At 62.4% G+C, this 25,757-nt stretch carries 24 protein-coding genes and 1 pseudogene; 19 read left to right on the forward strand and 6 right to left on the reverse strand.

From position 1 onward, the window contains the following. Positions 1-23 precede the first annotated feature (23 nt). Positions 24-761 carry a glutathione S-transferase gene (locus BUS06_RS11615; protein WP_074264403.1) on the reverse strand — a complete coding sequence of 246 codons (738 nt, stop codon included), beginning with the start codon at positions 759-761 and terminating at the stop codon, positions 24-26. A gap of 130 nt (positions 762-891) precedes the next feature. Further along, positions 892-1,995 (reverse strand): YeiH family protein, encoded by a 1,104-nt coding sequence (locus BUS06_RS11620; RefSeq protein ID WP_074264404.1) that lies wholly within the window; start codon positions 1,993-1,995, stop codon positions 892-894. 114 nt (positions 1,996-2,109) lie between these two features. Here BUS06_RS11620 and BUS06_RS11625 point away from each other — a divergent pair, with 114 nt between their 5' ends. The 7 genes from BUS06_RS11625 (at position 2,110) to BUS06_RS11655 (ending at position 9,111) form a co-directional block, all read left to right on the forward strand. Beyond that, positions 2,110-3,051, forward strand: coding sequence for a LysR family transcriptional regulator (locus BUS06_RS11625; RefSeq protein ID WP_074264405.1), 942 nt, complete (start codon positions 2,110-2,112; stop codon positions 3,049-3,051). A 143-nt stretch (positions 3,052-3,194) separates the two neighbouring features. Beyond that, the gene (locus BUS06_RS11630; protein ID WP_074264406.1) at positions 3,195-4,181 is read left to right on the forward strand and encodes a sugar kinase; all 987 of its coding nucleotides are present in this window, start codon (positions 3,195-3,197) and stop codon (positions 4,179-4,181) included. A 161-nt stretch (positions 4,182-4,342) separates the two neighbouring features. Next, positions 4,343-5,626 carry an MFS transporter gene (locus tag BUS06_RS11635; RefSeq protein WP_074264407.1) on the forward strand — a complete coding sequence of 428 codons (1,284 nt, stop codon included), beginning with the start codon at positions 4,343-4,345 and terminating at the stop codon, positions 5,624-5,626. A gap of 4 nt (positions 5,627-5,630) precedes the next feature. After that, complete coding sequence (locus BUS06_RS11640; RefSeq protein WP_074264408.1) at positions 5,631-6,596, forward strand: 2-hydroxyacid dehydrogenase; 966 nt, start codon at positions 5,631-5,633, stop codon at positions 6,594-6,596. A 7-nt stretch (positions 6,597-6,603) separates the two neighbouring features. Beyond that, a complete protein-coding gene (locus BUS06_RS11645) occupies positions 6,604-7,701 on the forward strand; it encodes a LacI family DNA-binding transcriptional regulator (protein ID WP_074264409.1) in 1,098 nt (365 codons plus the stop codon). Positions 7,702-7,761: 60 nt separating this feature from the next. Continuing rightward, positions 7,762-8,697 (forward strand): YhfC family intramembrane metalloprotease, encoded by a 936-nt coding sequence (locus tag BUS06_RS11650; RefSeq protein ID WP_074264410.1) that lies wholly within the window; start codon positions 7,762-7,764, stop codon positions 8,695-8,697. A gap of 48 nt (positions 8,698-8,745) precedes the next feature. Next, positions 8,746-9,111 (forward strand): DUF3022 domain-containing protein, encoded by a 366-nt coding sequence (locus BUS06_RS11655; protein WP_074264411.1) that lies wholly within the window; start codon positions 8,746-8,748, stop codon positions 9,109-9,111. A gap of 30 nt (positions 9,112-9,141) precedes the next feature. Here BUS06_RS11655 and BUS06_RS11660 read toward each other — a convergent pair whose 3' ends face one another. Both BUS06_RS11660 and BUS06_RS11665 read right to left on the reverse strand, forming a co-directional pair. Continuing rightward, positions 9,142-9,579: a PGDYG domain-containing protein gene (locus tag BUS06_RS11660; protein WP_074266038.1), complete on the reverse strand. Its 438-nt coding sequence runs from the start codon at positions 9,577-9,579 to the stop codon at positions 9,142-9,144. 211 nt (positions 9,580-9,790) lie between these two features. Beyond that, positions 9,791-10,234, reverse strand: coding sequence for a Spy/CpxP family protein refolding chaperone (locus tag BUS06_RS11665; protein ID WP_074264412.1), 444 nt, complete (start codon positions 10,232-10,234; stop codon positions 9,791-9,793). 198 nt (positions 10,235-10,432) lie between these two features. On the opposite strand from BUS06_RS11665, the gene BUS06_RS11670 reads away from it, so the two are divergent. From BUS06_RS11670 to BUS06_RS11680, 3 genes are all read left to right on the forward strand, one after another. Next, a complete protein-coding gene (locus tag BUS06_RS11670; RefSeq protein WP_074264413.1) occupies positions 10,433-11,317 on the forward strand; it encodes a LysR family transcriptional regulator in 885 nt (294 codons plus the stop codon). 53 nt (positions 11,318-11,370) lie between these two features. Then, positions 11,371-11,835 carry an Lrp/AsnC family transcriptional regulator gene (locus BUS06_RS11675; RefSeq protein ID WP_074264414.1) on the forward strand — a complete coding sequence of 155 codons (465 nt, stop codon included), beginning with the start codon at positions 11,371-11,373 and terminating at the stop codon, positions 11,833-11,835. A 222-nt stretch (positions 11,836-12,057) separates the two neighbouring features. Then, positions 12,058-13,155 (forward strand): saccharopine dehydrogenase family protein, encoded by a 1,098-nt coding sequence (locus BUS06_RS11680; RefSeq protein WP_074264415.1) that lies wholly within the window; start codon positions 12,058-12,060, stop codon positions 13,153-13,155. A gap of 169 nt (positions 13,156-13,324) precedes the next feature. Here BUS06_RS11680 and BUS06_RS11685 read toward each other — a convergent pair whose 3' ends face one another. Both BUS06_RS11685 and cydX read right to left on the reverse strand, forming a co-directional pair. Further along, positions 13,325-13,906 carry a P-loop nucleotide/nucleoside kinase family protein gene (locus BUS06_RS11685; RefSeq protein WP_074264416.1) on the reverse strand — a complete coding sequence of 194 codons (582 nt, stop codon included), beginning with the start codon at positions 13,904-13,906 and terminating at the stop codon, positions 13,325-13,327. After that, entirely contained in the window at positions 13,906-14,064 is a 159-nt protein-coding gene (gene cydX, locus BUS06_RS11690; protein WP_074264417.1) for a cytochrome bd-I oxidase subunit CydX, read from the reverse strand. Before cydX ends, BUS06_RS11685 begins: the two co-directional genes overlap by 1 nt. 211 nt (positions 14,065-14,275) lie before the next feature. Here cydX and BUS06_RS11695 point away from each other — a divergent pair, with 211 nt between their 5' ends. The 9 genes and pseudogenes from BUS06_RS11695 to BUS06_RS11740 all read left to right on the forward strand — a co-directional run bounded on the left by BUS06_RS11695 (position 14,276) and on the right by BUS06_RS11740 (position 25,687). Next, the gene (locus tag BUS06_RS11695; protein WP_074264418.1) at positions 14,276-14,719 is read left to right on the forward strand and encodes a hypothetical protein; all 444 of its coding nucleotides are present in this window, start codon (positions 14,276-14,278) and stop codon (positions 14,717-14,719) included. A 181-nt stretch (positions 14,720-14,900) separates the two neighbouring features. Beyond that, positions 14,901-15,878 carry a magnesium/cobalt transporter CorA gene (gene corA, locus BUS06_RS11700; protein WP_074264419.1) on the forward strand — a complete coding sequence of 326 codons (978 nt, stop codon included), beginning with the start codon at positions 14,901-14,903 and terminating at the stop codon, positions 15,876-15,878. 339 nt (positions 15,879-16,217) lie between these two features. After that, positions 16,218-17,174, forward strand: coding sequence for a sugar ABC transporter substrate-binding protein (locus BUS06_RS11705; protein WP_074264420.1), 957 nt, complete (start codon positions 16,218-16,220; stop codon positions 17,172-17,174). A gap of 287 nt (positions 17,175-17,461) precedes the next feature. Further along, positions 17,462-17,742, forward strand: a pseudogene (locus BUS06_RS11710) (ATP-binding cassette domain-containing protein); the annotation flags it as partial. A 59-nt stretch (positions 17,743-17,801) separates the two neighbouring features. Next, positions 17,802-18,851, forward strand: coding sequence for an ABC transporter permease (locus BUS06_RS11715; RefSeq protein WP_074264421.1), 1,050 nt, complete (start codon positions 17,802-17,804; stop codon positions 18,849-18,851). 100 nt (positions 18,852-18,951) lie between these two features. Next, a complete protein-coding gene (locus BUS06_RS11720) occupies positions 18,952-20,004 on the forward strand; it encodes a LacI family DNA-binding transcriptional regulator (RefSeq protein ID WP_074264422.1) in 1,053 nt (350 codons plus the stop codon). A 215-nt stretch (positions 20,005-20,219) separates the two neighbouring features. Further along, the gene (locus BUS06_RS11725; protein ID WP_074266039.1) at positions 20,220-22,037 is read left to right on the forward strand and encodes a methyl-accepting chemotaxis protein; all 1,818 of its coding nucleotides are present in this window, start codon (positions 20,220-20,222) and stop codon (positions 22,035-22,037) included. Positions 22,038-22,200: 163 nt separating this feature from the next. Next, the gene (locus BUS06_RS11730) at positions 22,201-22,962 is read left to right on the forward strand and encodes a 2-keto-4-pentenoate hydratase (RefSeq protein ID WP_074264423.1); all 762 of its coding nucleotides are present in this window, start codon (positions 22,201-22,203) and stop codon (positions 22,960-22,962) included. Between the two features lie 802 nt (positions 22,963-23,764). Continuing rightward, positions 23,765-25,687, forward strand: a complete 1,923-nt coding sequence (locus BUS06_RS11740; RefSeq protein WP_074264424.1) for a PrkA family serine protein kinase — start codon at positions 23,765-23,767, stop codon at positions 25,685-25,687. Positions 25,688-25,757 lie beyond the last annotated feature (70 nt).

The following is a 25,757-nucleotide window of genomic DNA, read 5'->3' on the forward strand; positions in this document are numbered from 1 at the left end:
CATCCTCCGCGCCGTCAGCATTTTCACCGGGCGGCCTTGTCGAGTTCCGGGTAGTGTCGGAAGATGCCTGATTCGTTGTAGGCCAGACGCCGTTCCGAAGCGAGATAGGCGGCAATGTTTGGACGCGCGGCCACCGCATCGTGCAGCCCGGCGAGCAACGGATAGTGCACGCCGAAACGCTTCATGGCACGCGGGAACGCGTAGTGCAGCCCGTCGATCAACTGGAACATCGACAGATCGACGTAGGTTAGCTTGTTGCCCACCAGGTGCGCATCGCTCTGCGTGTTTTGCAGGATCACGCGCTCGAAGTAGTGCATGAACTTCGGAATCCGGTTGTCGATGAAATCGTGGGCGCGGATTTTGGCGGCGTCTTTCTGGTCTTCGTAGTAGAGCTCGCTCGCGAGCGGATGATGGGTGTCGTGAACTTCAGTCACCACGTCGGCGATCGTCAGTTGCAAGCCGTTTGCGACGTAGCGCAGGCCTTCGTCGGCAGGCGCCAGACCGAGCTTCGGGCCGAGGTAGAACAGAATATTGGCGGTCTGCGAGATCAGCAGAGTGCCGTCTTTCAGGAACGGCGGCGCAAACGGCGGATGCCCCTCGCGCTTGCTGCTCATCACCTCCAGCATCCTGGCCGTGCCGAGCCCTTCGGCTTCCTCGCCGCGAGCCACTTCGATGTAATCCGCGCCTGCCTCCTCCAGCGCGAGCCGCACGAATTCTCCGCGACCCTGCAAGCCATCCCAATAGTAGAGTTCATAGCTCATCGATCGATCCTCATTCGGCTGTTCAGGCAGTCAGTATGCCGTGTGAGCGCGCCGCGTTGTGCGCAGAAATGCGCAAAGCCCCGCACGCGGCGGGGCTGGCTGCAAGGTACGAGTGGCGTTGCCAGCCGCATCAACCAAACAGACGCTGGACGGCCCAGGTAATGCCGAGGCCTCCGACGATCAGCCATACATACAGGATCAGTCCGGTCGTCAGCGCTCGCGGACCGGCCTCGCGGATCTGCGAGATGCGGGTTTCGATGCCGAGTGCCGTCATCGCCATGGTCAGCGCGAACGTATCGAGCGTGTTGAGCGTCTGGGTGGCGGCTTCGGGCAACACGTGCAGCGAGTTCAGCACCACGAAGCCGAGGAAGCCAAGCGCGAACCAGGGAATCGCCAGCTTGCGCGGGGCGTGCTGGGCGCCGGACTGCGCACCGCCAGCGGCACTAGCAGCACTGGCACCGGCACGGCCCGGACGGTTGATCCACATGCCGATCGCGAGCAGCACCGGCACCAGCAGCATCACGCGCGTCATCTTGACGATGGTCGCGATATGCGTGGCCTCGGGGCTGACGTTACTGGCCGCGCCCACCACCTGTGCCACCTCATGAATCGTGCCGCCGAAGAACAGCCCCGCGCCGACGGTATCCAGATGCAGCCAGCCGGCCTTGAACAGGATCGGGTAGAGGAACATCGACAGGGTGCCGAACAGCACCACGCTGCCGACTGCCATGGCGCTCTTGTGCGGCTTCGACTGCAGCGTCGATTCGAAGGCCAGCACGGCGGCCGCACCGCAGATGGCGCTGCCGGCGGCGGTGAGCAAGGCCGTGTCGCGGTCGAGCTTCATCAGCTTCATGCCGGCCCATGTGCCGATGACCAGCGTACTCACCACGATCAGCACCGATTCCGCCAGTCCCGGCAAACCGACCTGGGCAATTTCCTGCAGGCTCACGCGCAGGCCGAAGAAGGCGACAGCGATGCGCAACAGTTTGCGCGCCGAGAAGTTGACGCCGGCCGCCCAGCTCGCCGGCATGCCGTCGCGCATGGTGTTGCCGTACAGCGCACCGGCGACGATACCGACGATCAACGGACTCAGACCAAGTCCGGCGATGGCGGGCAGCGCGGCAAGCCGGGTCACGGCAGCGGCGAAGAGGGCGACGAACAGGACGCCGTTGAGCTGTCCGCGGGTGGTGGAGATCGCCTGGCCGGGAGCGGCCTGAATATGAGCGGTAGACATGATTTTCGCCTTCGGGGCGTTTGGCTTGGACGAGCTAATCCTAGTTTGAATATATCGATATGAAAAATCGTCATTTATGACGTAAACTATCTGGTGAACTGATATTTAAGCGCCATGACCCCCGATCAGCTTATAACTTTCGCCGCCGTCGCCGAGCATCGCAACATCAGTCGAGCCGCGGTGGCTTTGCATCTGTCGCAGCCCGCGGTGTCGGGGCAACTGCGTCAATTGCAGGATGAGTTCGGCGAACCGCTGTATCAGCGCGACGGCCGTGGCGTGCGCCTGACGCCGGCCGGCGAGCAGCTCGCCAGTTATGCGACACGCCTGCGCGACACCTGGCGGCAAGCGCATGCCTATCGCGACGCATTGCGCGGCATGGAGAGCGGCACATTGCGGGTCGGCGCGAGCACGACGCCGGCCAGCTATCTGCTGCCGTATCTGATCGCGGCGTTTCACCGGCGCTATCCGGACGTGACGCTGCATACCACGGACGGCAATACCGCTGAGATCGTCGGTGCGCTGGCCTCGCTCGATATCGCAATGGTCGAAGGGCCGGTGGGTGCCGATTTGCCGCCGGACACCGCCGTGCATGCGTGGCGGCAGGATGAGATTGTGGCGATCATGCCGCGGACGCATCCGCTTGCATTGGCTGCGGGCGCGGGAACCGCAACGGCAGCCGCGGGCGTAGCTGGAGACAGGGGCGCCGCGGCCGGTCGGATAGAGTTAGCGGCACTGGGAGCGCATTCTCTTGTGCTGCGCGAGGCCGGCTCCGGCGTGCGCCAGATCGTCGAGCGGGCGTTTGCCCGCGCGGGGGTGCCGATGCGCGTCGCGCTGGAGATTGCCGGTGTCGAGGGCGTGAAGGAGGCGGTGCGCGCGGGCATGGGGATCGGCTTCGTCTCGGCGATGTCGATGCGTCATGAGGGTGGCGCGCTGTGCCTGTTCTCGCTCAGCCCGGAACCGCTGACGCGGCATTTTTCCATTCTGATTCCCCATGCGAGCGCGCCGTCACGCGTGGTCGAGCGCTTTCTGGCACTCACCTCGGACGATGCGGATTGAATACGTGTCAACGGATGCTTTTTCGGTATAATTGGATGGAACCGGTTCCATTTCCAGGAAATCGGGACAAAGCAGGGCAACTCCGATGATTTTGCGATAGTTGCAATAGTCATCGCGGCGTCCCGGCTTTCTTAGGAAACCGCATGAATCCGACGCTTGATGTCATCACCTACGGCGAAGCCATGGCGCTCTTCGTCGCTGCTGAAACGGGTCCGCTCGCCGGAGTCGGCCAGTTCACCAAACGGATCGCCGGGGCCGATCTGAACGTGGCGATCGGTCTCGCTCGACTCGGCTTCAAGGTGGGCTGGATGAGCCGGGTCGGCAACGATTCGTTCGGTCAGTACGTGCGCGACACCTTGCACCGCGAAGGCGTCGACCAGCAACGCGTCGTCACGGACGATCGCTATCCCACCGGCTTTCAGCTCAAGTCGAAAAGCGACGACGGCAGCGACCCGGCTATCGAATACTTTCGCAAGGGCTCGGCGGCCAGTCATCTGTCTCCGGACGACTATGCTCCGTTCTACGTGCTGCCGGCGCGTCATCTGCATCTGACGGGCGTCGCACCGGCGATTTCCGAATCGTCGCGCGAACTGGCGTTGTTGCTGGCGCGAGAAATGCGTGCTGCAGGCAAGACGATCTCCTTCGATCCGAACCTGCGGCCGACGCTCTGGGCGTCGCGCGCGGCGATGGTCGAGGGCTTGAACGCGTTGGCTGAACTTGCGGACTGGGTGCTGCCTGGCATCGGCGAAGGTGAGATCCTTACCGGCTATTCGAAGCCGGAAGACATCGCGCGCTTCTATCTGGAGCGGGGTGCGCGCGGCGTCATCATCAAGCTCGGGGCGCGTGGCGCGTACTTCCGCACGGCGGACGAGTCCGGCGTGGTCGAGGCGCAACCGGTCGCCAAGGTGATCGACACGGTCGGCGCGGGCGATGGTTTTGCGGTCGGCGTGATCAGCGCCTTGCTTGAAGGGCGGCCGTTGCCGGAAGCCGTGGCGCGCGGCAACCGGATCGGGGCGCTGGCGATTCAGGTGATTGGCGATTCCGAAGGCTTGCCGACCCGCGCCGAGCTCGACCTGCTCGAACAGGCCGATGCCACGACACCCGGCGCCGCCTTGCTGGACAACGTCTGAATCGCGCCGTCTGCTTGACTGGCTTTGATCTGGAACCTGTACAAGCTTTAAGACATGTAGCACACAACAACAAGATGCCCGGAGACGCTGTTTCACGCGCACGGCACATCCATCCAAACGGGTTAAGGTTGCAACCATGTTGCATGGGACGGGAGACATCCATGACCTCATCGCTTGCGCTTCGCCGCTGGTGGACGATCATGCCGATCGTGTTCATCACGTACAGCCTTGCCTATCTCGACCGCGCGAATTTCGGCTTCGCGTCCGCCGCCGGGATCAACCAGGATCTCGGCATCAGCAAGGGCCTGGCGTCGCTGATCGGCGCGCTGTTCTTCCTCGGCTACTTCTTCTTCCAGGTCCCCGGCGCGATCTACGCGGAGCGCCGCAGCGTCAAAAAGCTGGTGTTCTGGAGCCTGATCCTGTGGGGCACTTGCGCAGCCTTGACCGGGATCGTCAGTAATATCCCCTCGCTGATGGCGATCCGCTTCCTGCTGGGCGTAGTCGAAGCGGCGGTGATGCCGGCCATGCTGATTTTTATCAGCAACTGGTTCACCAAACGCGAGCGCTCGCGGGCCAACACCTTCCTGATTCTCGGCAATCCGGTGACGGTGCTGTGGATGTCGGTCGTGTCCGGCTATCTGGTGCATTCGTTCGGCTGGCGCCCGATGTTCATCGCGGAAGGCGCGCCGGCCATCGTCTGGGCCGTGTGCTGGTGGTTTATCGTCGAGGACAAGCCGGCTCAGGTGTCGTGGCTCACGCAGCAGCAAAAGGACGAGCTTGCCGAGACCCTGCGCGCCGAACAGGCCGCGATCAAACCGGTGCGCAACTATGGCGAAGCGTTCCGCTCGTCCGCAGTGATCAAGCTATCCACACAGTATTTCTGCTGGAGCATCGGCGTGTACGGTTTCGTGCTGTGGCTGCCGTCCATTCTGAAAAACGGTTCGACGCTCGGTATGGTGGAAACCGGCTGGCTGACGGCGCTTCCCTATCTCGCGGCGACCATCGCCATGCTCGCTGCATCGTGGGCATCGGATAAACTGGGCCGTCGCAAGCAGTTCGTATGGCCGTTTCTGTTAATCGGCGCGGTGGCGTTCGCGACCTCGTACGCGATCGGCTCGACGCACTTCTGGATCTCGTATGCTTTGCTGGTCGTCGCCGGCGCAGCCATGTATGCGCCGTATGGACCGTTCTTCGCGATCGTGCCGGAACTGCTGCCGAAGAATGTCGCCGGCGGCGCGATGGCGCTGATCAACGGCATGGGGGCGCTAGGGTCGTTCGTCGGCTCGTACGTGGTCGGTTATCTGAACGGTGCGACCGGTACGCCCGCGGCATCGTATGCATTCATGAGTGCGGCGCTCGTCGCCGCAACCATTTTGACATTGACGGTGAAGCCACAACCGTCTGCCTCTCCCAAACTCGTCGCCAATCCATTGCAAGGAAAATAAGCTGATGAAGAAGATCATTGCCTACAAGCCGTTGCCCGACGACGTACTCGCGTATCTGCGCCAACATGTCGAGGTCGTGCAGGTCGATGGCGCGCAGCATGATGCGTTCGTCGCAGCGCTCAAGGACGCGGACGGCGCGATCGGTGCCAGCGTGAAGATCACGCCGGCCATGATCGAAGGCGCGACGAAGCTCAAGGCGCTGTCGACCATCTCGGTTGGATTCGATGCTTTCGATGTCGCCGATCTCACGCAACGCGGTATCGTGCTCGCACACACGCCGGATGCATTGACCGAATCGACTGCAGACACGGTGTTCTCGTTGATTCTGGCGACCGCTCGCCGGGTCGTCGAGCTTGCCGACTGGGTGAAGGCCGGCCAATGGAAGACGGGTGTCGGACCCGCGCAATACGGCGTCGAGGTTCAAGGCAAGACGCTCGGCATCGTCGGCCTCGGACGGATAGGCGGCGCCGTGGCGCGCCGCGCGGCGCTCGGCTTCAACATGCCGGTGCTGTACACCAACCGCAACCCGAACCCGCAAGCCGAAGAGGCTTACGGCGCACGCCGTGTCGAACTGTCCGAGCTGCTGGCGACTTCCGATTTCGTGTGCCTCCAGGTGCCGCTCACTCCGGAGACGCAACATCTGATTGGCGCGGCCGAACTGCGCGCGATGAAGAAGAGCGCGATCCTCATCAACGCTTCACGCGGCGCGACCGTCGACGAAGCCGCGCTGATCGAGGCGCTGCGGGCCGGCACAATCCACGGCGCGGGACTCGACGTGTTCGAAACCGAGCCGCTCTCCGCCGATTCGCCGCTGCTGTCGATGCCCAACGTGGTGGCGCTGCCGCACATCGGTTCGGCGACCCACGAGACGCGTCACGCAATGGCGTTGAACGCCGCCGAGAACCTCGTCGCCGCGCTCGACGGCACGTTGACGCGCAACGTCGTGAACCGCGACGTCCTGCGCAAGTGAGCGCATCTTGAGCAGCCCGCACACCATTGCACCGCGCCGCGCCACCATCAGCGACGTGGCCCGCGAGGCCGGCACCGGCAAGACCAGCATCTCGCGCTATCTGAACGGCGAGCTGAGCGTGCTGTCGCCGGAGTTGCGCGCGCGGATCGAAGCCGCGATCGAGCGGCTCGACTATCAGCCCAACCAGATGGCGCGCGGTTTGAAGCGCGGTCGCAACCGGCTGATCGGCATGCTGATCGCGGACCTTACCAATCCGTATTCGGTGGAGGTGTTGCAGGGCGTCGAGGCCGCGTGCCATGCGCTCGGCTACATGCCGTTGATCTGCCATGCTGCCAACGAAGTAGAAATGGAGCGGCGCTATCTGCAACTGCTCACCACGTATCGCGTGGAGGGCGTGATCGTCAATGCGCTTGGGGTGCGTGACGAAACTCTCCGGCCGGTCGGCGACGGCGGGATTCCCGCGGTGCTGGTCGACCGCATGGTAGACGGTCTCGTTGCCGATCTGGTCGGGCTCGACAATACGGCGGCGGTGCAACTGGGCACGCGTCATCTGCTCGAGCGCGGTTTCGACGATATCTGGTTCGTCGTGCAACCGTTTGAGCGCATCAGTTCGCGGCGCTTGCGCGAGGAGGCGTTTCGCGCGGCGATAGACGCTCAGTCGCGGGCCCGAGGCCAGACCGTTGTGCTGGAGCTCGGCGATGCGGCAGCGGTGGAGGGCGCGCTGGCCGAACTGGACAAAGAACTGGACCGTGCGCTGGCTGATGCGCCAGATCGCGCCACTTGGGCAACTCACGTCACTCAAGCCGCGGCCGCACCGGCGCCTCGCATTGCCCTGTTCGCCGCCAACGGCCCGGTCGCGCTCTGTCTCGCCCGTCATCTGAATGCACGCTACGGCATGCGCTGGCAGGAGCGCATTGCGCTGCTATCCATCGACGACCCCGAATGGGCCGAATTCGCCGGCATTACGGCGATCCGTCAGCCGACCTATCAGATCGGCTATCGTGCGGTGGAGTTTCTCCATGAACGCATCGACGGCGTGCAGACGGCCGTGCGCGACTGCCTGCTGCCAGGCGAATTGATCGTGCGCGAGTCAACTTCGCGCTGATCTGCGATCATTCGGGCTGCGGCGCGCAGCGGGTGCGCGCCGGTCATCGTAAGGAAACCCATGGTTGTTGCACCGCTCACGCTTACCTGTCTCGTACTTTCGACGCTGTTCGCCGCCGCTTTACCGATTGTCCTGTACCGCCGCCTGCGCGTACCGCTTGGGCTGAACGCCCGCGACGCGATCGCTGGCATTGCCGTGTTCGCGCTGTTCGCCAGCGTGATCGAGCGTGCGCTGAATGGCTATGTGCTGCATCAGAATGCAGCCGTCGCCGCCTGGCTATCCCATCCGCTCACGTTCGTGATCTATGGCGCGCTGGCCGCAGGCGTCTGCGAGGAAGTGGGGCGGTTCATCGCCATGAAGATGATGTGGCAGCGGGCCGTGGCTGCCAAGGCTGCCGCTGCGCCGAATTCACTCGCGAATTCGGCGAGCGAAGCGTCCGTTGCCAATGCGGCGGTTAGCAGTTCGACCACCTCCCGGCCTTCCGTGTCGGCCCGCGTGTCGATGCGCAAGAAGACCGTCGTGCCGCCCTCGACCGGCGATAGCACAGCGCTCGGTTACGGCATCGGACATGGCGGCGCCGAAGCGTGGATAGTCGGCGTGCTGGTGCAGATACAGTGGATCGTTTTCGCGGTGGTGGCGAACCGCGGCGAGCTCGACAGCTATCTGGGCAGTCTGCCGGACGAATCGCTGATGCGCATCCAGATGGTTCTCGCCAGTCTGTCGCCGCTGACGGCGGGGGTTTTTCTGCTCGAACGGGTGGCAGCGCTGGTGCTTCAGATCGGCCTGTCGGTGTTGATGTGGCGCGGTGTGCGAGCCGGCTGGTACGCGATCCTGCCGCTGGCCATCGTCGCACACGCGTTGGTCGGCTTGCCTGCTGCGTTGTTCCAGGTGGGAGTCATTCCGCTTTACGCCGTGGATGGCCTGTATGCGCTGCTGGCGATCATCGTGGCGGTTGTGCTGGTCAAAATGTTCCAGCGTACGGCACGTACTGCCTGAACTCTTACGGCAACTTTCTGGCGAATTCCTAACCTTCGGTCTGCAAACATGGAAGCCTACCAATACGTCTGCACGAGCCCCGACATGGAAGAACTGGCGCGCGTCATCAGCGACCTGTTTCCCGAGCAGACGCAGTTCATCGAACGTCCGGCCGAGGATGGCACGCCGACCCTCGCGGTCCACTGGGTCGCGATGCGCTTTGGCGCAGCGGCGCGCCGCATTACGGTGAGCGTGGTGATGTCGCCCGCGGTGCTGGCGCGCTATCGGGCCATGCCGGTGCGCCAGCGCGGACGCAGTTTTGCGGTGTTGCGCGCTTATGTCGAAGCGACCATCGGCTCGCTTGAAGAACAGTATGCAAACGGCGAGGCCGTGCCGCGCGAGGTAACGATCGAACTGGATGAACAGTTCGCGTGATGGGGCGAGCGGGCGGCCAGCTCGCGCGGCCTACTCGGCCAACCGATACACCTTGGCAAAGCGTGCCGCCTGCACGACGCCGTAGTCGCCCGGCGAGTATTGCATAACCCAGTCGCCGGCCGTGCCGCGCAGCACATCGCCGCCGGCCGCGGAACGCGCCAGCGTAAACGGCCCGGTCATCTGCCGGGCCAGCACGACGGCGGGGCGATTGCGGTACGCACCCGGTTCGCCGTGAGCGAGCGAAGCCTCGGCGGGCAGATATTTCGCATCGAAACGATCGCGTGACACCACCCAGCGGTCGCCGGTCGAACCGGTGATCAGCGCATCGCCGCGCACATAGCGGTTCGGGCCTTCGAGGCTCATCAGTTCGCCATCGCCCGCGGCAAATTCGACGGAGACGGTTTCGTCCTTGACGACACGTTGAGCGGCCGCATCGGAGCGCAGGTCGAGGTTCTTGAGTTCGATCATGAAGCAGGTTGCCAAAAAGGTAAGACGCTGGATGACAGCGGTTAAAGCCGTGTGCGGACCGCCGGGCCTGGCTTGCTGCAGGTCGCACATCGCGCTCACGTACGGCTCGAAAGCCCGCTTGTGGCGAGCGCAAAGCCGAATGATGCCAGAAGCATAAAACAGAAAGCCTGCCGTTCAGGGCAGGCTTTCTCTGGACCGCTACAGCGAAGCTTTACTTATGCTTCTTGCCGCCGCCCGGCGATTGATGGAAAGTCTGATCCGCCAGTTTCTTCTGATCCGGCGAGAGGCTGTTGTACAGCGGTTCGAACGCGTCGACCAGCTTCTTCATGCCGTCGGCGTGTGCCTGAGCGATTGCCGCGTATTGCTTCATGTCGTCGATAGCCGACTGGGCGCCCGCCTGCTGACGCTGCTTGAACAGATCACCCATGGTTTGCGCGTTGCTGCGCATTACATCGGCAAACGCGCTCCACTGCGGGTCCTGCGCTGGCGTGATCTTGAGCTGCGAGTGCAGGTACGCGATGCGATCTTCGACGTTGCGCTCGTGCTTGCCCGCTGATGCGGCCGCCGCGGCAGGTGCCGAGGCCGGTGCTGCGGTCTGTGCGAAGGCGCCGCTCATGGCGAGCGCGGAAGCCAGGATTACCAGTGCTTTTTTCATCGAAACTCCTGATGTTCGTTCGTATTCGGTTACAGCGCGGACAGTGCGCGGACGAGGCGCGGGTCAAGCATAGGGCGTCTTGATGATGAGCCGGTCGGAATGCCCGCTTTGCCAAGCTCGCTATTAGTATCACGATATCCCTACAATGCGACTACGTTGCGACAAACGCTTACAACCGAAACCAACAGGAAATAGCGGGTGGACAAATTCGTCAGCATGGAGATCTTCGTGGCCGTGGTCGAGGCGGGCAGCCTGACGGCGGCAGCCGAGCGTTACGAGATTTCGTCGGCGATGGTCGGCAAGCATATCCGCTCGCTCGAGACACGGCTGGCCGCCCGGCTTCTCACGCGGACCACACGTCGTCAAAGTCTGACGGAGATTGGTCGTCAATATTACGAGCAGTGTCGGCGCATTCTCGCGGATGTGAAGGATGCCGAGTCGCTCGCCGAGGCCATGACGGCGACGCCGCGCGGCGTCCTGAAGGTCACGGTGCCGCTCACTTACGGCGTGGAAGTGTTCGCGCCGGCGATGACCGACTATCTCACGTCATGGCCCGACGTCAGTCTCGAACTCGACCTGTCGAACCGGCTGACTGACCTCGTTGAAGAGAGTTTCGATGCCGCGGTGCGGATTGGGCCTCTAGCGGATTCGAGCTTTGTGGCGCGGCCATTGAAGCCTTACCGGATGCGGGCGTGCGCCTCGCCGGAGTATCTCGCGCGGGCGGGCACGCCGCGCACGCCGGCCGATCTCGCCCAGCACGAATGTCTTGGTTTTCTGGACTGGGGACGCGACGGCGCATGGCGCTGGAATGGGGAGGCGGAGGGCGAGAATCCGTTGCGAGCGGGAAGGTTTCGCGCCAACAACGGCCAGGCGCTCAAGGTGGCGGCGTTGCGCGGCTTCGGTCTGGTATTGCAGCCGGAAGTGCTGCTGGCGAAGGAGATTGCCAGCGGCGAACTGGTTTCGGTGCTCGAAGATTATTTGCCGCCGGGCATGCCTGTGCATCTGATTTATCCGCGTGACCGGCGCGCGACACCGAAGCTGACGAGCTTTATTGATTTTGTGATGGAACGGTTGGGCTTGTAAGCGGTGATAATCCGCTGCATGCCATTCAACGCTTTTAAACAAGACTGCCATTAATGAGACCTCCGCGCCTCGACCAACTCGACGACCTCGACCGTAATCTCGTTGCGCTGCTGCAGGCCAACGCACGCGAAAGCGTCGCGGACCTCGCGCGCCAGCTCGGCGTGGCGCGCACCACCGTGATCGCGCGGATTGCGCGGCTCGAACGCACCAACGTGATTGCGGGCTATAGCGTGCGGCTTGGCCAGGATGTACTCGACGCGAGCATTTACGCGTATGTAGGCATCATCATCGCGCCCAGGCATGGGCCGGATGTGCAGAAGCGGCTCGGCAAGATGCCGGAGGTGCAGCTGCTGTGCGCGGTGAGCGGCGAGTTCGATTATGTGGCGTGGCTGCGCGCGGATTCGCCGGACAGGCTCAACGATCTGCTCGATCAGATCGGCGCGCTCGAAGGTGTCGAGCGCACGACGACGTCGATCATTCTGGCGCGCAAGATCGATCGCGGGATGATTGGCGGGTGAGTCAGAGCGGCGCGTTTACACCGTTTTTACGTATTCTGGTCAATTTGACGTATTCAATCGTCAATTCGTCGAAATAGCTGGTCATAGCGCAGCACTTTGAGTCTATAAACTGTTTTTGCTTCTCCCTAAACTGTGTCGCAAGGGTTCAGCCCGCCGGGCGCAACGCCAGGCGCGGCGCACTTTCGAAGCTGGTAACAGCATACACAGAACAAGGAGAAGCGCATGAAAGTTGCCATCGTTGGCGCGGGTTTGATCGGCCACACCATTGCCCATATGCTGCGTGAAACCGGCGACTACGAAGTCGTCGCGTTCGACCGCGATCAGCAGGCGCTCGACAAGCTCGCCGAGCAGGGTATCCCGACCCGTCGTGTCGATTCGGCCGACGCCGCAGCACTGCGCGCCGCCGTGCAAGGCTTCGACGCGCTGATCAACGCACTGCCGTACTACCTCGCCGTAAACGTTGCCACTGCCGCTAAGGGTGCCGGCGTCCATTACTTCGATCTGACCGAAGACGTGCGCGCCACCACCGCGATCCGCGCGATCGCCGACGAGTCCGACCACGCCTTCATGCCGCAATGCGGCCTCGCCCCTGGTTTTATCGGCATCGCCGCGCATGAACTGGCGAACCGCTTCACGGAAATTCGCGACGTCAAGATGCGCGTCGGTGCGCTGCCGGAATTCCCGACCAATGCGTTGAAGTACAACCTGACGTGGAGCGTGGACGGTCTGATCAACGAGTACTGCCAGCCGTGCGAAGCGATCCGCGACAGCCGCACGCAATGGGTGCAGCCGCTCGAAGGCCTCGAGCACTTCTCGCTCGACGGCACCGAATACGAAGCCTTCAATACGTCCGGCGGTCTCGGTACGTTGTGCGAAACGCTGGCCGGCCGCGTGGAAATGCTCGACTACAAGTCGGTCCGCTATCCGGGTCACCGCGAACTGATGAAGTTCCTGCTCGAAGACCTGCGCCTCGCAAGCGACCGCGACACGCTGAAGTCGATCATGCGCCGTTCGGTGCCGTCGACGGCACAAGACGTCGTGCTGGTCTTCATCACGGTGACAGGCATGCGAAATGGTCAACTGGTCGAAGAAGTGTTCACGCGCAAGATCTTCGCGAAGACGGTCTGCGGCGTGCCGATGAGCGCGATCCAGATCACCACGGCGGGCGCGATGTGCGCAGTGCTTGATCTGTTCCGCGAAAAGAAGCTGCCGCAAAGCGGGTTTGTGCGTCAGGAGCAGGTGTCGCTGCGCGACTTCCTGTCTAACCGCTTTGGTCAACTGTACGAAGGGCAGTCGCTCGACGCAACGGCGACGGTTTGAGGCGGAAAGGTCATAGGCCATCCGAGGGCCGTGAGCAGTAGAGGCAGTAGATAGCAAGCTCAGGATGCAAAGGCCGCACAGAAGGCCGGTGAGGGCGCCCCCAGTTCACCTGGGGGCGCCCTCCTTTTTCATTAGTTCCATCTGCGCTTGAATGAGGTGACGTGCGGTGCTATCCGCGCAGAATCCGTTCGATCAGCGCGTCGTAATCCGCTACGCCTGGCGCGGTAGCATCAAACATCAGCAGGCCCACGCAACTCTCGCCACTCGGGATGAAACGGCGTTGCCGGTATTCGTCCCAATGCGCGAGTTTGTAGGCATCGTTCGGATCGCCGCGCTCGAGGATTCGCTGACGCGCGGTCTCTTCCTCCGTGTGCACCCAGACCACGCGAATCTCGACATCCTCCCCAACTCCGAGCCAGGCGCGATCGAACAGTTTGCGCTCGCGAATTTCGCGTGACAGCGGAGCGATGACGAGTGCGCTGATGCCGAGTTCGAGATTGTCCCGCGCGGTGTCGATCAATCCGCGGTATTCCGGGTCGCGCAAATGTTGCAGGAAGAGGGGGCTGTCGCGGTCGTTGGGGTCCTGGGTGAGCAGGCTCATTGCGGCAGAACTATAGACGCCGTATAGCGTGTCTTTGTCCAGCAGGCAGAAGGCGCTGCCAGCCGCGCGCATCAACGGTGCGATCAGGCGTCTGGCAAGTGTCGTCTTGCCGGTGCCCGCATGTCCGCAGATGAAAACCAGATACGCCACTAACGCTTGTCCGTGGTCGAGGTGTCGGCGGGCGCGGCAAGCGGGTCGCCTGGCACTGCGTCGCGGCTGAACGTGTCGTTGGCTTCGAGCCACATTACGTTGATGATCCCAAAGCCCAGCGCCACGCCGATACCGAGAATCCAGCTGAAATACCACATTGCAGTCTCCTTGTTCGAGATCCCGGACGGGTGGGGTTCGTGTGGCGATAAATCACCCGTATGGCACGATCATGAACAAGAAGCGGATGGCGCGCAAGAGGGCGCGAGATCGGCCGTTCGGCCAGGCTGGCGGAATGGCGGCACGTTGTTATGATGAGGAAACAACGGCATTCACCACACGCCACAGCGACAAAAAAAGGGGAGACGCATCATGTCAAAGCACCCGCTGGTCACCTGGCGAGCCACAGGTCTTGCCTTGATGCTTGTGACCTTGCTCGCCGCATGCGCCTCCGAACCCGCCGAGCCCGTGGCCTTCAAACCGGTCCCCGCATCCCGCATCGTCAAATCTGGCTACACCGAGGCCACCCAGGGTCTTGTCGCAGTCGACGTACGGCGCGAGCGCTCGCGCGACCTCGTCGTGCGCTTTCGCGATGCTCTCGTCTACGTGGACGGCGAGCAGGTCACCGACCTGCTGAACGGCGAGCATGTCGTCTTCTATCTGAGCCCCGGCGTCCACAAGATTGCCGTGTCGACCCAGTTCGATCCGGTCGTCGAACTGCGCTTCATCGTGACCGCGGATACCCGCTACACCAACCGCGCCTCGGTCACCTTCGACGCCGACCACCGCATCGGGCTGCGCCGGGTCGCGCAATAACCCTACCAATGACCCTACGATAGCTCCACGCCGCGGTGACAACTCGCTTACATGCGTGAGCGCCAAAACGGCTAACATGGCGGCTGCCAATCACCCATTCAGTCGCGCAGGTTTGCCACTTTCCTTGTGAAGCGCCGCGTCGGCGCCGCAGCCTGCCGCTGTTCTCAAGGTAATCGACATCATGCTGATCAATTGCGCGGCCTACCAGGATGGCCGCAAGCTCGCCGATATTCCGATTGAAGACATCAGCGACTATGTCGCGCGGCCCGAATGCTTCGTCTGGGTTGCCCTCAAAGACGCCTCCCCCGACGAACTTGCCGTGATGAAAGAGGAGTTCGGCCTGCACGATCTCGCAATCGAGGATGCCTTGCTGGGTCATCAGCGTCCGAAAATCGAGGAGTACGGCGAGTCGCTCTTCGCCGTCATGCACACGGTGGAGATGGATGACGACCATGAGCTGTTGATCGGCGAGGTCGATGTATTCGTGGGATCGAATTACGTGCTGTCGGTGCGCAACCGGACCCGCTTCGGTTTTAGCGACGTCCGCGCGCGTTGCGAGCGCGAACCGGAGCTGCTCCGGGAAGGCTCCGGTTTCGTGCTGTACGCGCTGGCCGACGATATCGTCGACCGCTATTTCCCGATTCTCGAGGAACTCGGCGCCGAAATCGAAGAGGTCGAAGACCGGATCTTCGAAAAGAACGACGTCGCCGCGTCGCGCGCGATCATCGCGGATCTGTATTCGCTCAAACGCCGTCTCGTGAGTCTGCAGCATCATGTGGCGCCGTTGCAGGAAGCCATCAGCAAACTGGCCGGCGGCCGCGTTCCGCAGATATGCTCGGGAATGGAGGCGTACTTTCGCGACATCTACGACCATCTCGAGCGGACCGTGAGGATCGTCGACGGGCGCCGCGAGATGGTCGTGACCGCGATCCAGGTGAATCTCGGCATGATCTCGCTCGCCGAGAGCGAGATCACCAAGCGTCTCGGCTCCTTCGCCGCCCTGTTCGCGGTGCCCACGATGATTGCCGGCATTTACGGCATGAACTTCCAGAGCATCCCGGAGTTGCATTACAAGTACGGTTATCCAATCTGCATCGCCGTGATGTTCACCGTCGACATGTTCCTGTGGTGGCGCTTCCGCAAGGCTGGCTGGCTTTAACGTCGAGCGGTGTGCCGGAGCGTGCCGCTAACGCTTGCATCGCATGCAATATCAGTCCAGCATAGACGACCCACCGCCCGCAGAATGTGGGCGATGGGTCACCAGCACGCGTGGACTGAGCGGGAAACTCATGCGAAACCAGACTCTGAAGACCTCCCCGGATGCGATGCGCGGCGGATGTTTAGTTTTAGTCATTGCGACAACGACGGCACAACTTTGCGGCGCAATACCGCAATCCGTTGACACCATACGGCAACTCCGCTGAAAATGAGCCTCGCAAACGTTTGCGTGTAGCTAAAAACGCGGCTCGTCGCGAGCCCATAAATCCTGGAGATTTGCATGAATCAACGCATTCGCCGCCGCGTCCTGGCGGCCGCTGTCGTTCTGACCGCTTCCGTTGCGCTGCCTTTTTCGTCTGCTCATGCGCAGGCTGCCACGAAGCCCAAAGTGGCGCTCGTCATGAAATCGCTCGCCAATGAGTTCTTCCTCACCATGGAAAACGGCGCGAAAGACTATCAGAAGCACAATCCTGGCGAATTCGATCTGATCACCAACGGGATCAAGAACGAAACGGATACGGCAGCACAGATCCAGATCGTCGAGCAGATGATCGTGTCGAAGGTCGATGCGATCGTGCTGGCGCCGGCCGATTCGAAGGCGCTGGTGCCGGTGGTCAAGAAGGCGGTAGACGCGGGCATCATCGTGGTGAATATCGACAACCGGCTCGACCCGGACGTGCTCGAGTCGAAGGATCTGAATGTGCCGTTCGTCGGTCCCGACAACGCCAAAGGCGCGCAGAAGGTCGGCGACTATCTGGCGCAGAAGCTGAAGTCTGGAGATGAAGTCGGCATCGTCGAAGGCGTTTCGACCACTACCAACGCGCAGCAGCGCACCGCGGGCTTCAAGGCCGCGATGCAGAAGGTGGGCGCGAAGATCGACTCGGTGCAGTCCGGCGAGTGGGAAATCGACAAGGGCAACGCGGTGGCGTCGGCCATGCTCAATGAGTATCCGAACATCAAGGCACTGCTGTGCGGTAACGACAACATGGCGATCGGCGCGGTCTCGGCCGTGCGCGCGGCCGGCAAGCAGGGCAAGGTGTACGTGGTCGGCTACGACGATATCGATGCCATCAGGCCAATGTTGAAGGATGGCCGTGTGCTTGCCACCGCCGATCAGTACGCGGCCAAGCAGGCCGTGTTCGGCATCGACACCGCGCTCAAGGCCTTGAGCGAGCACAAGAAGCAATCCGAATTGTCCGGGGTGGTTGAGACGCCGGTCGATCTGGTGACGAAGTAAGCCGTCAGCAGGAGCGGCTCAGCAGGCAGTGCGCCGCGATTCGGCGCGAGTCCGCCGGACAGTTCGGACGCTGGTTTACATCAATTCAATAAACGCTCAAGAAAGCCGCGCCGCCGCCGTTATTCCAGAGATAAGCGTCATGTCGGCGGTCGCGGCGGGTCGGGGACGTTGGCCAGTCCAGCGCAGTACCTGCCTTGAGCCGGCATGACACGTGGTTGCCCAACGCGGGCTCCAGCCGGCTGTTGTCGTCTGAAGTCCCGTCAGGCAACCCCGGAACCAGGATCGCGATGGAATTGACTGCCCACGATGCACTGCCCGCCGTACTGTCTGTGACGGGAACCGGCAAGACCTACGCCGAGCCCGTACTCGCCGATGTTGCACTCACACTGCACGCCGGCGAGGCATTGGCGCTTACGGGCGAAAACGGCGCAGGTAAGAGCACGTCGTCGACGATCATCGGCGGCCTCGTGCTGCCGGCCACGGGCTCGATGCGCCTCGCCGGCACGCCGGCACGCCGTATGCGTCCGCGAAGCGCACTGAAGCCGAAGCTCTGGGCGTGCGCAAGATCGGCGCGCCGTTGCTCAAAGTGGACGGGCTCACGCGCGGCAAGGCGGCAGGGAGTGTGTCATGACGAATCGACCGGCACCTCCGGGCGGCAACCAGGGCGGCGCGTCAGGCACGTCGGCAAAGCCTCCCGTGGCCGACGGGTCCGCCCCGCTCGCGAGCGGCAAGCCGGCGGGCACGCGTCTCGGTTTTTCGAATTACCTGGGGCTGGCGGGCGCCTTGCTGGCGATGATCGTGCTGTTTTCGGTGCTCAGTTCGCACTTTCTGACGTACGACACGTTCAGCACGATCGCCAACCAGATTCCGGACCTGGTGGTGATGGCGGTCGGCATGACGTTCGTGCTGATCATCGCCGGCATCGACCTGTCGGTCGGCTCGGTGCTGGCGCTGGGCGCCTCGGTGGTGAGCGTGGTGGCGCTGAAATGGCACTGGCCGCCTTTGGCGGCAGCCTTGCTCGGCGTGGCGGCCGCGGCGCTGACCGGTACGTTGACGGGTGCGATAACCGTGGGCTGGCGGATTCCGTCGTTCATCGTTTCGCTGGGTGTGCTCGAAGCGGCACGCGGTGTCGCTTACCAGATGACGAACTCGCGCACCGCCTATATCGGCGACGCCTTCGACGTGCTGTCCAACCCGATCGCGTTCGGCATTTCGCCGGCCTTCCTGATTGCGGTGGCGGTGATGGTGATCGCGCATCTGGTGCTTACGCGCACGGTGTTCGGCCGCTATCTGGTGGGCATCGGTACGAATGAGGAAGCAGTCAGGCTGGCGGGCGTCAATCCGCGCCCTTACAAGGTCATCGTGTTTGCGCTGATGGGCGCGTTGTCGGGACTCGCGGCGCTGTTCCAGATTTCCCGGCTCGAAGCCGCCGATCCGAATGCGGGCGACGGCATCGAGCTGCAGGTGATCGCGGCGGTTGTGATTGGCGGTACGAGCCTGATGGGTGGGCGGGGTTCGGTGATCAGCACATTCTTCGGTGTGTTGATCATCTCGGTGCTGGCGGCGGGGCTTGCGCAGATCGGCGCGAACGAGCCGACCAAACGCATCATCACCGGCGCGGTGATCGTCGTGGCGGTTGTGCTGGATACGTATCGGAGCCGGCGCAAGCGTGCCTAGGGTTGGTGAGCGCAGCAGGTTGATCGGTTATTGAGGCAAACGCCCGGCGCGGTGCAGGTCGCACGGCCGGCGGGAAAAACAGGCAGGAGAGCAACAGGTTATGGCGACCATCAAGGATGTAGCGGCCGTGGCAGGCGTGTCGTTCACGACGGTTTCACACGTCGTGAACAACTCGCGTCCCGTGTCGGCCGATGTGCGCGCAAAAGTCGAACATGCGATCCGGCAACTCCACTATGTGCCCTCGGCAGTCGCCCGGTCACTGAAGGCGCGCGCCACTGCGACGATCGGTCTGGTGGTGCCCAACAGCACGAATCCCTACTTCGCGGAACTGGCGCGCGGCATCGAAGACGGTTGTTCGCGCAACGGCTACTGCGTGTTCTTCTGCAACTCGGACGACGATCCCGCCAAGCAGCGTAACTATTTGCGGGTGCTGCAGGAAAAACGTATCGACGGACTGATCGTGGCCTCGGCCGGCGACGACGCCGTGCTCGCGCAGGCGCTCGCCGATGCGCGCGAGCCCCTGGTGGTGGTGGACCGCAATATCGAGGGCCTTACCGCGGACCTGGTGCAGATCGACCACGAAAAGGGCGCCTATCTGGCGACGCGCCATCTGCTCGAACTCGGGCATGTGAAGATCGGTTGCATCACCGGCCCGGTTGCCACGGCTGTCAGCGCAATGCGCGTGCACGGTTTCATCCGCGCGATGGCCGAACGCGGCATCGACATCGCGCCGGGCGCGATTGTCGAAAGCGATTTTTCGGGCACCGGCGGCTATCGCGCGTCGAGCCAGTTGTTCGACACGGTGCAGCCGACCGCGATTTTCGCCGGCAACGACATGATGGGCATCGGCGCCTTGCGCGCCGCCGCGGAGCGCGGCATCAACGTGCCGCACGATTGCTCGATCATCGGCTTCGACGATATCGAACTGGGCCGCTTCACCTATCCCGCACTCTCGACGGTGGGACAGTCCGTGCGCGCGCTCGGCGAGATGGCGGCGCAAACGCTGATCGAGCGGATTACCGGCACTGCAGCCGGTGCGGAGGATTCTCCGGCACGCCGCAGGGTGTTGGCGCCGCGGCTGATCTTGCGCGAATCGACCGCGGCCTGGGAAGGCGCCGGCGCCGGTGCGGGACGTGACGGTGTGACGGCCTGATGGCTCAGGCCGCGCCGTCGGCCGTCCCTGACATTTTGTAATTCATACAAACCCATCCCGCCAAATTCCTCAGACCATATAAATATTTTAAGTCTGCGGCCCAGGTGCCGTAAACGGAGAGTAGAGCGCCGTTTCCAGAAGGCGCCGGACAGGCGAAGGCGGAATACATGGTGCCGCCGACGCCCCTCATCTTCGTTACGTCACAGGGAACAGGCATGTTGAACAAGGGCATCACCATCAAGGCGCGTATCGGCCTGACGATGGCATTTCTGGCCGCATTGCTGGTGATCATCGGCGTCCTTGGTCTGACAGGCATGAGCCGCGCCAACGACGCCGATCACGAAACTTTCGCTAACCAGATGCCGAGCGCAGTCGATATCGGCAACGCCGAACTTTATGCGGCGCGCGAACGGCTGGCGCTCGACCGGGCCGCCTTCCTGTTCGGAACGCCAGAAGTGGCGGCCACGATAGCGCGGGCGCGGGAGATGCGCACCACGTCCGACGCCTGGTGGAAGAAATATTCCGATCTGCCGCGCGGTGCGGAAGAAGAGCGTGAGGCGCAGGAAGTCTCGGCGAAGCGCGAAACGCTGCATCAGTCAATGGACGCGTTTGCCGCGATCGTGGCGGGGACCGACCAGTCGAAGGTCGTGGCCGGCGCGAAGGACCTGCAAGTCAAATACAACCAGCTTGCCGTCGCCGACGACGCCCTGCGCAAGCTGCAGTTCACCCAGGCCCAGCAAGGCTTCGACGCCGCCCAGAGCACCTTTGTCATGTTTCGCATCGTCAGCATCGGCGCGGTGATCGCCGGTCTGCTGGCGGCGCTATTTTCGTATCTGACGTTGAGCCGTGCGATCGGCCGCCCGCTTGCCGAGGCACTCGGTCATTTTGACGCGATCGCTGCAGGCGACCTGCGCCGTCCGGTGGTCGTGGCGTCGCGCGATGAAATGGGGCAACTGCTCGAAGGCGTCGCGCGGATGCAGCGCAGCCTTACCGAGACGGTCCGCTCGGTGCGCGGCGGCAGCGAGTCGATCGCGACGGCCACGCGCCAGATCGCCGCGGGCAACCTCGATCTGTCCTCGCGCACGGAGGAACAGGCCTCGGCGCTGCAGGAAACCGCATCGAGCATGGATCAGCTCACCAGCACGGTGAAGCAGAACGCCGATAACGCCCGCCAGGCGAGTTCGCTGGCAGCGAACGCCTCGGAGATCGCCAATAAGGGCAGTGCGGTGGTCGGGCAGGTGGTCGGGACGATGGGCGACATCAACCAGAGCTCGAACAAGATCGCCGACATTATTTCCATCATCGAGGGTATTGCCTTCCAGACCAACATTCTGGCGCTCAACGCCGCGGTCGAGGCTGCCCGCGCCGGCGAGCAGGGGCGTGGCTTTGCGGTGGTGGCGGGCGAGGTGCGCAATCTGGCGCAGCGCTCGTCGGCAGCGGCGAAGGAAATCAAGGAACTGATCGACAACTCCGTGGAGCGCGTGCGTTCGGGCTCGGCGCTGGTCGATCAGGCCGGCCGCACGATGACCGAGATCATTGGCGCGGTGCAGCGCGTCACGGACATCATGGGCGAAATTGCGGCTGCTTCCGAAGAACAGAGCAGCGGTATCGAGCAGGTTGCGCGCGCCGTCACGCAAATGGACGAAGTGACGCAGCAGAACGCGGCGCTGGTGGAGGAGGCGGCTGCGGCGGCTCAATCGCTCGAAGATCAGGCCGGCAAGCTGCGTACTGCCGTCGCTGTGTTCCAGGTTGAAGAGAGCGGTTTCAAGGCGCCAGCAGTCCAGCCGGCGTCGCGCCGGGCCGTGCCGAAGCCGGCGGCGGTCCGGAAGGCGGTTGCAGGCGGCCGGGCACGTGCGTCCGTGGCTGCGCCGGCCCCGGCGATGGCCTCGAGCTCCCCGAAGGCTGCCGTGGCTCTGGCCGCACCCGCGCCTGCGGTTACCTCAACCCCGGCGGCAGCGCGAGCACCGGCGGCAGTCAGAGCGCCTGCGCTGGCTGCAGCCGCCGGTAGCGACAAGGACTGGGAAACGTTCTAAGGGGCAAAGGCCCAGCAAATGGACAGTAAGAGCACGGTTGTGTGCGCAACCGTGCTCTTTTTTCATTGTCAGCGTACTAAGCGACCCGGTTCGACTTGTGTTCCGGTACATTGACGGGCGCGACTGCCTATTCCATTCAATGCGCCAGCCAGAAAGGACCGACATGACGCCACACGACCTCGCGCAACGCCTCGTTCAGGCGCGCAGGCAGCACCGCCTGATCGATGCCCCGCCGCCGGACAGCCTGCCGCCTGACGCGGCCACAGCCTATGCGATCCAGCAGGCCGTGATCGCCGGCCTGGGGCAATCCACCGGCGCCTGGAAAATCGGGGCGAAGGCACCGGGCGGAGCGGCGTCGGGTGCTCCGATTCCCGCCTCGCTCGTGCTCGAGTCGCCCGCCCGCATCGCCCACAGTGGTTTTTTCCGCGTGTTACTGGAACTGGAGATCGCTTTTCGCTTCAGCGAGTCCATCGCGCCGCGCCGCGAGGCCTACGCGCGCGACGAGGTACTCGCGCGGGTCGGCGCAGTGCTGCCGGCCATCGAAATCGTCGATAGCCGCTTTAGCGAGTGGCCGGATATTGCCCCGCTCGCGCAACTGGCCGATGGGCAAAACAATGGCGCGCTCGTGACAGGACATCCCGTGGCGTATCCGGGCTTCGCGCGCACCTTCGATTTCGTCTCGCCCGAGCTGGAACTGACCTTCGACGGCAAGTCGCTGGTGCCGGAAGCGTCCGGCAATCCGGTCGGCGATCCGCGCGAATTGCTGGTGTGGTTCGTCAACCATTGCGCCGCTACGGGCGTCACGATCGAACCGGAATGGACCATTACGACCGGCTCCTATGTCGGCGCCCATCGCGTCGAGCGTGCCGGCCTCGTGCATGGCCACCTGGACGGGCTCGGCGAGGTCGAGATCGAACTGACCTGACGCGTATCGCATCGTTCATTGGCCACCTCGTGGCCGATCCTGTCACATTCCGTGCCGTGCCGGCGCCACCCCAGGGCGCATCCAGGCACTCCCCATCCCCGTATACACCTATGCACGTGGCAACACGCGCCGCCGACATCCAGTTATGTCAGCGGCCGACCATGTAGCCGATGTGGATATTGCATATGGTTGTCGAGGGCTGCACACACAGGTGCAATTCGTTGTGAACGAAAACCGTACCGCGGTGACGAACGGTTGACGTGCTGCATGTAACAGCAATCCGTGCGGTACATTGGCGAGGCAAACTATGTAACACAGCGTGAATCATGTGCACGGAAACGCTACACGGCGCGTTGTGGGGAAAAGTGACCAGATAGCGGGTAGCGCAACGGCAGCAGGAACGCAGACAGATGCAAAGTTTCACACATGCATCACGATGAAATTTGTACGCGTAGACTGCAACAGGTTCGATGCTTTAGTGTTGCGCTCGTGTGTTGGCGGTGTAACGCAGATGTAGTGACGAAGTGCAGGACGCAATGCGCAACATGGCAGTGGAGATGTCTGCAATCCTGGTGGGTGTGGTGGAAGCAGTGGTCGATGCGGTGACCGAAGCGTGGTCGAAGATTGTAGGTGACCGAATCTGCGTTTCCAAGTGAGGATTGTAGGTAGGGCAACACGGCACGATTTTCATCACGTAGTCCGTGAAAAAAAATTTAAAAGGGTTTAGGATGAATTCGAGCGATGTCGTTTCCGATTAGCGCGCCGCGCACGACATCGGTCTAGACTTTGGCGAGGAGGTAGCATGGATATCTACAGCAGTTTCGCGACCCGCTTCGAGAAAACGCGAGAAGATGAGCTCTCGCTCGAGGAGTATCTCGCGCTCTGCAAAGACAATCCCGCCGCGTACGCTACAGCTGGCGAACGCATGTTGACGGCAATCGGAGAACCCGAACAGATCGACACTCGCAACGATCCGCGCACGTCGCGTATCTTCGCGAACAAGGTCATCAAGGTATACCCCGCGTTCCGTGAGTTCTACGGAATGGAAGACGTGATCGAGCAGGTGGTTGCGTACTTCCGGCACTCGGCCCAGGGGCTCGAAGAAAAGAAGCAGATTCTTTATTTGCTTGGCCCGGTTGGCGGCGGCAAGTCGTCGATCGCGGAACGTCTGAAACAACTCATGGAGCGCGTGCCGTTCTATGCAATCAAGGGCTCGCCTGTCAACGAGTCGCCGCTAGGTCTGTTCGACTACGATGAAGACGGTCCGATCCTTGAAGAGCAATACGGTATTCCACGCCGCTATCTGAAGAGCATTCTCAGCCCATGGGCGGTCAAACGGCTGCATGAATATAACGGCGACATCCGCAAGTTCCGCGTCGTGCGCCGTTACCCCTCGATCCTGCGGCAGATCGGTATCGCCAAGACCGAGCCGGGTGACGAAAACAATCAGGATATTTCGTCGCTGGTGGGTAAGGTCGACATCCGCAAGCTCGAGCAATACGCCCAGGACGATGCCGATGCGTACAGCTACTCCGGTGGCCTGTGCCTCGCGAATCAGGGCCTGCTCGAATTCGTGGAAATGTTCAAGGCGCCAATCAAGGTCTTGCACCCGTTGCTGACTGCCACCCAGGAAGGCAACTTCAAGGGCACGGAAGGTTTCGGCGCCATCCCGTTCGACGGTGTGATCCTTGCTCACTCGAACGAGTCGGAATGGAAGGCGTTCCGCAATAACCGCAACAATGAGGCCTTGCTCGACCGGATTTTTGTCGTAAAGGTACCGTATTGCTTGCGCTATGGCGAAGAGATCAAGATCTACGAGAAGCTGATCCGCAACTCGTCGCTCTCGAGCGCGGTGTGCGCGCCCGGCACCCTGAAGATGATGGCGCAGATGTCGGTATTGACGCGCCTGCACGAGCCGGAGAATTCCAGCCTCTTCTCGAAGATGCAGGTCTACGACGGCGAGAATCTGAAGGACACCGATCCGAAGGCCAAGTCGTACCAGGAGTATCGCGACTTCGCCGGCGTGGACGAAGGCATGACGGGTGTGTCGACGCGCTTCGCGTTCAAGATTCTTTCGCGCGTGTTCAACTTCGACACCACTGAAGTCGCAGCGAATCCGGTGCATCTGATGTATGTGCTCGAACAGCAGATCGAGCGCGAGCAGTTCCCACCGGAAACCGAGCAGAAGTACCTGTCCTTCATCAAGGACGTACTGGCCTCGCGCTACGCAGAGTTCATCGGCAAGGAGATTCAGACCGCTTATCTGGAATCGTATTCGGAGTACGGGCAGAACATTTTCGATCGCTATGTGACGTATGCGGACTTCTGGATCCAGGACCAGGAGTTCCGCGATCACGACACCGGCGAGAGTTTCGACCGTGCCTCGCTGAATGCGGAACTGGAGAAGATCGAGAAGCCTGCAGGGATTAGCAATCCGAAGGACTTCCGCAACGAGATCGTCAACTTCGTGCTGCGCGCGCGTGCTGCGAACGCAGGCAAGAATCCGGCGTGGATCAGCTATGAGAAGCTGCGCGTCGTGATCGAGAAGAAGATGTTCTCGAATACGGAGGAACTGTTGCCGGTGATTTCGTTCAATGCAAAAGGGTCGGCAGAGGAACAGCGCAAGCACGAAGACTTCGTCAACCGGATGGTCGCAAAGGGCTATACGCCCAAGCAGGTGCGGCTGTTGTGTGACTGGTATCTGCGCGTGCGCAAGTCATCGTGATCTGCTCATGAAACTTGGCACGTGCCGCCCGCGCAGGGAGACTGCGCGGGCACCTTGCGAGGCGCAGGTT

Source organism: Paraburkholderia phenazinium (assembly GCF_900141745.1).
Lineage (GTDB): Bacteria > Pseudomonadota > Gammaproteobacteria > Burkholderiales > Burkholderiaceae > Paraburkholderia > Paraburkholderia phenazinium_B.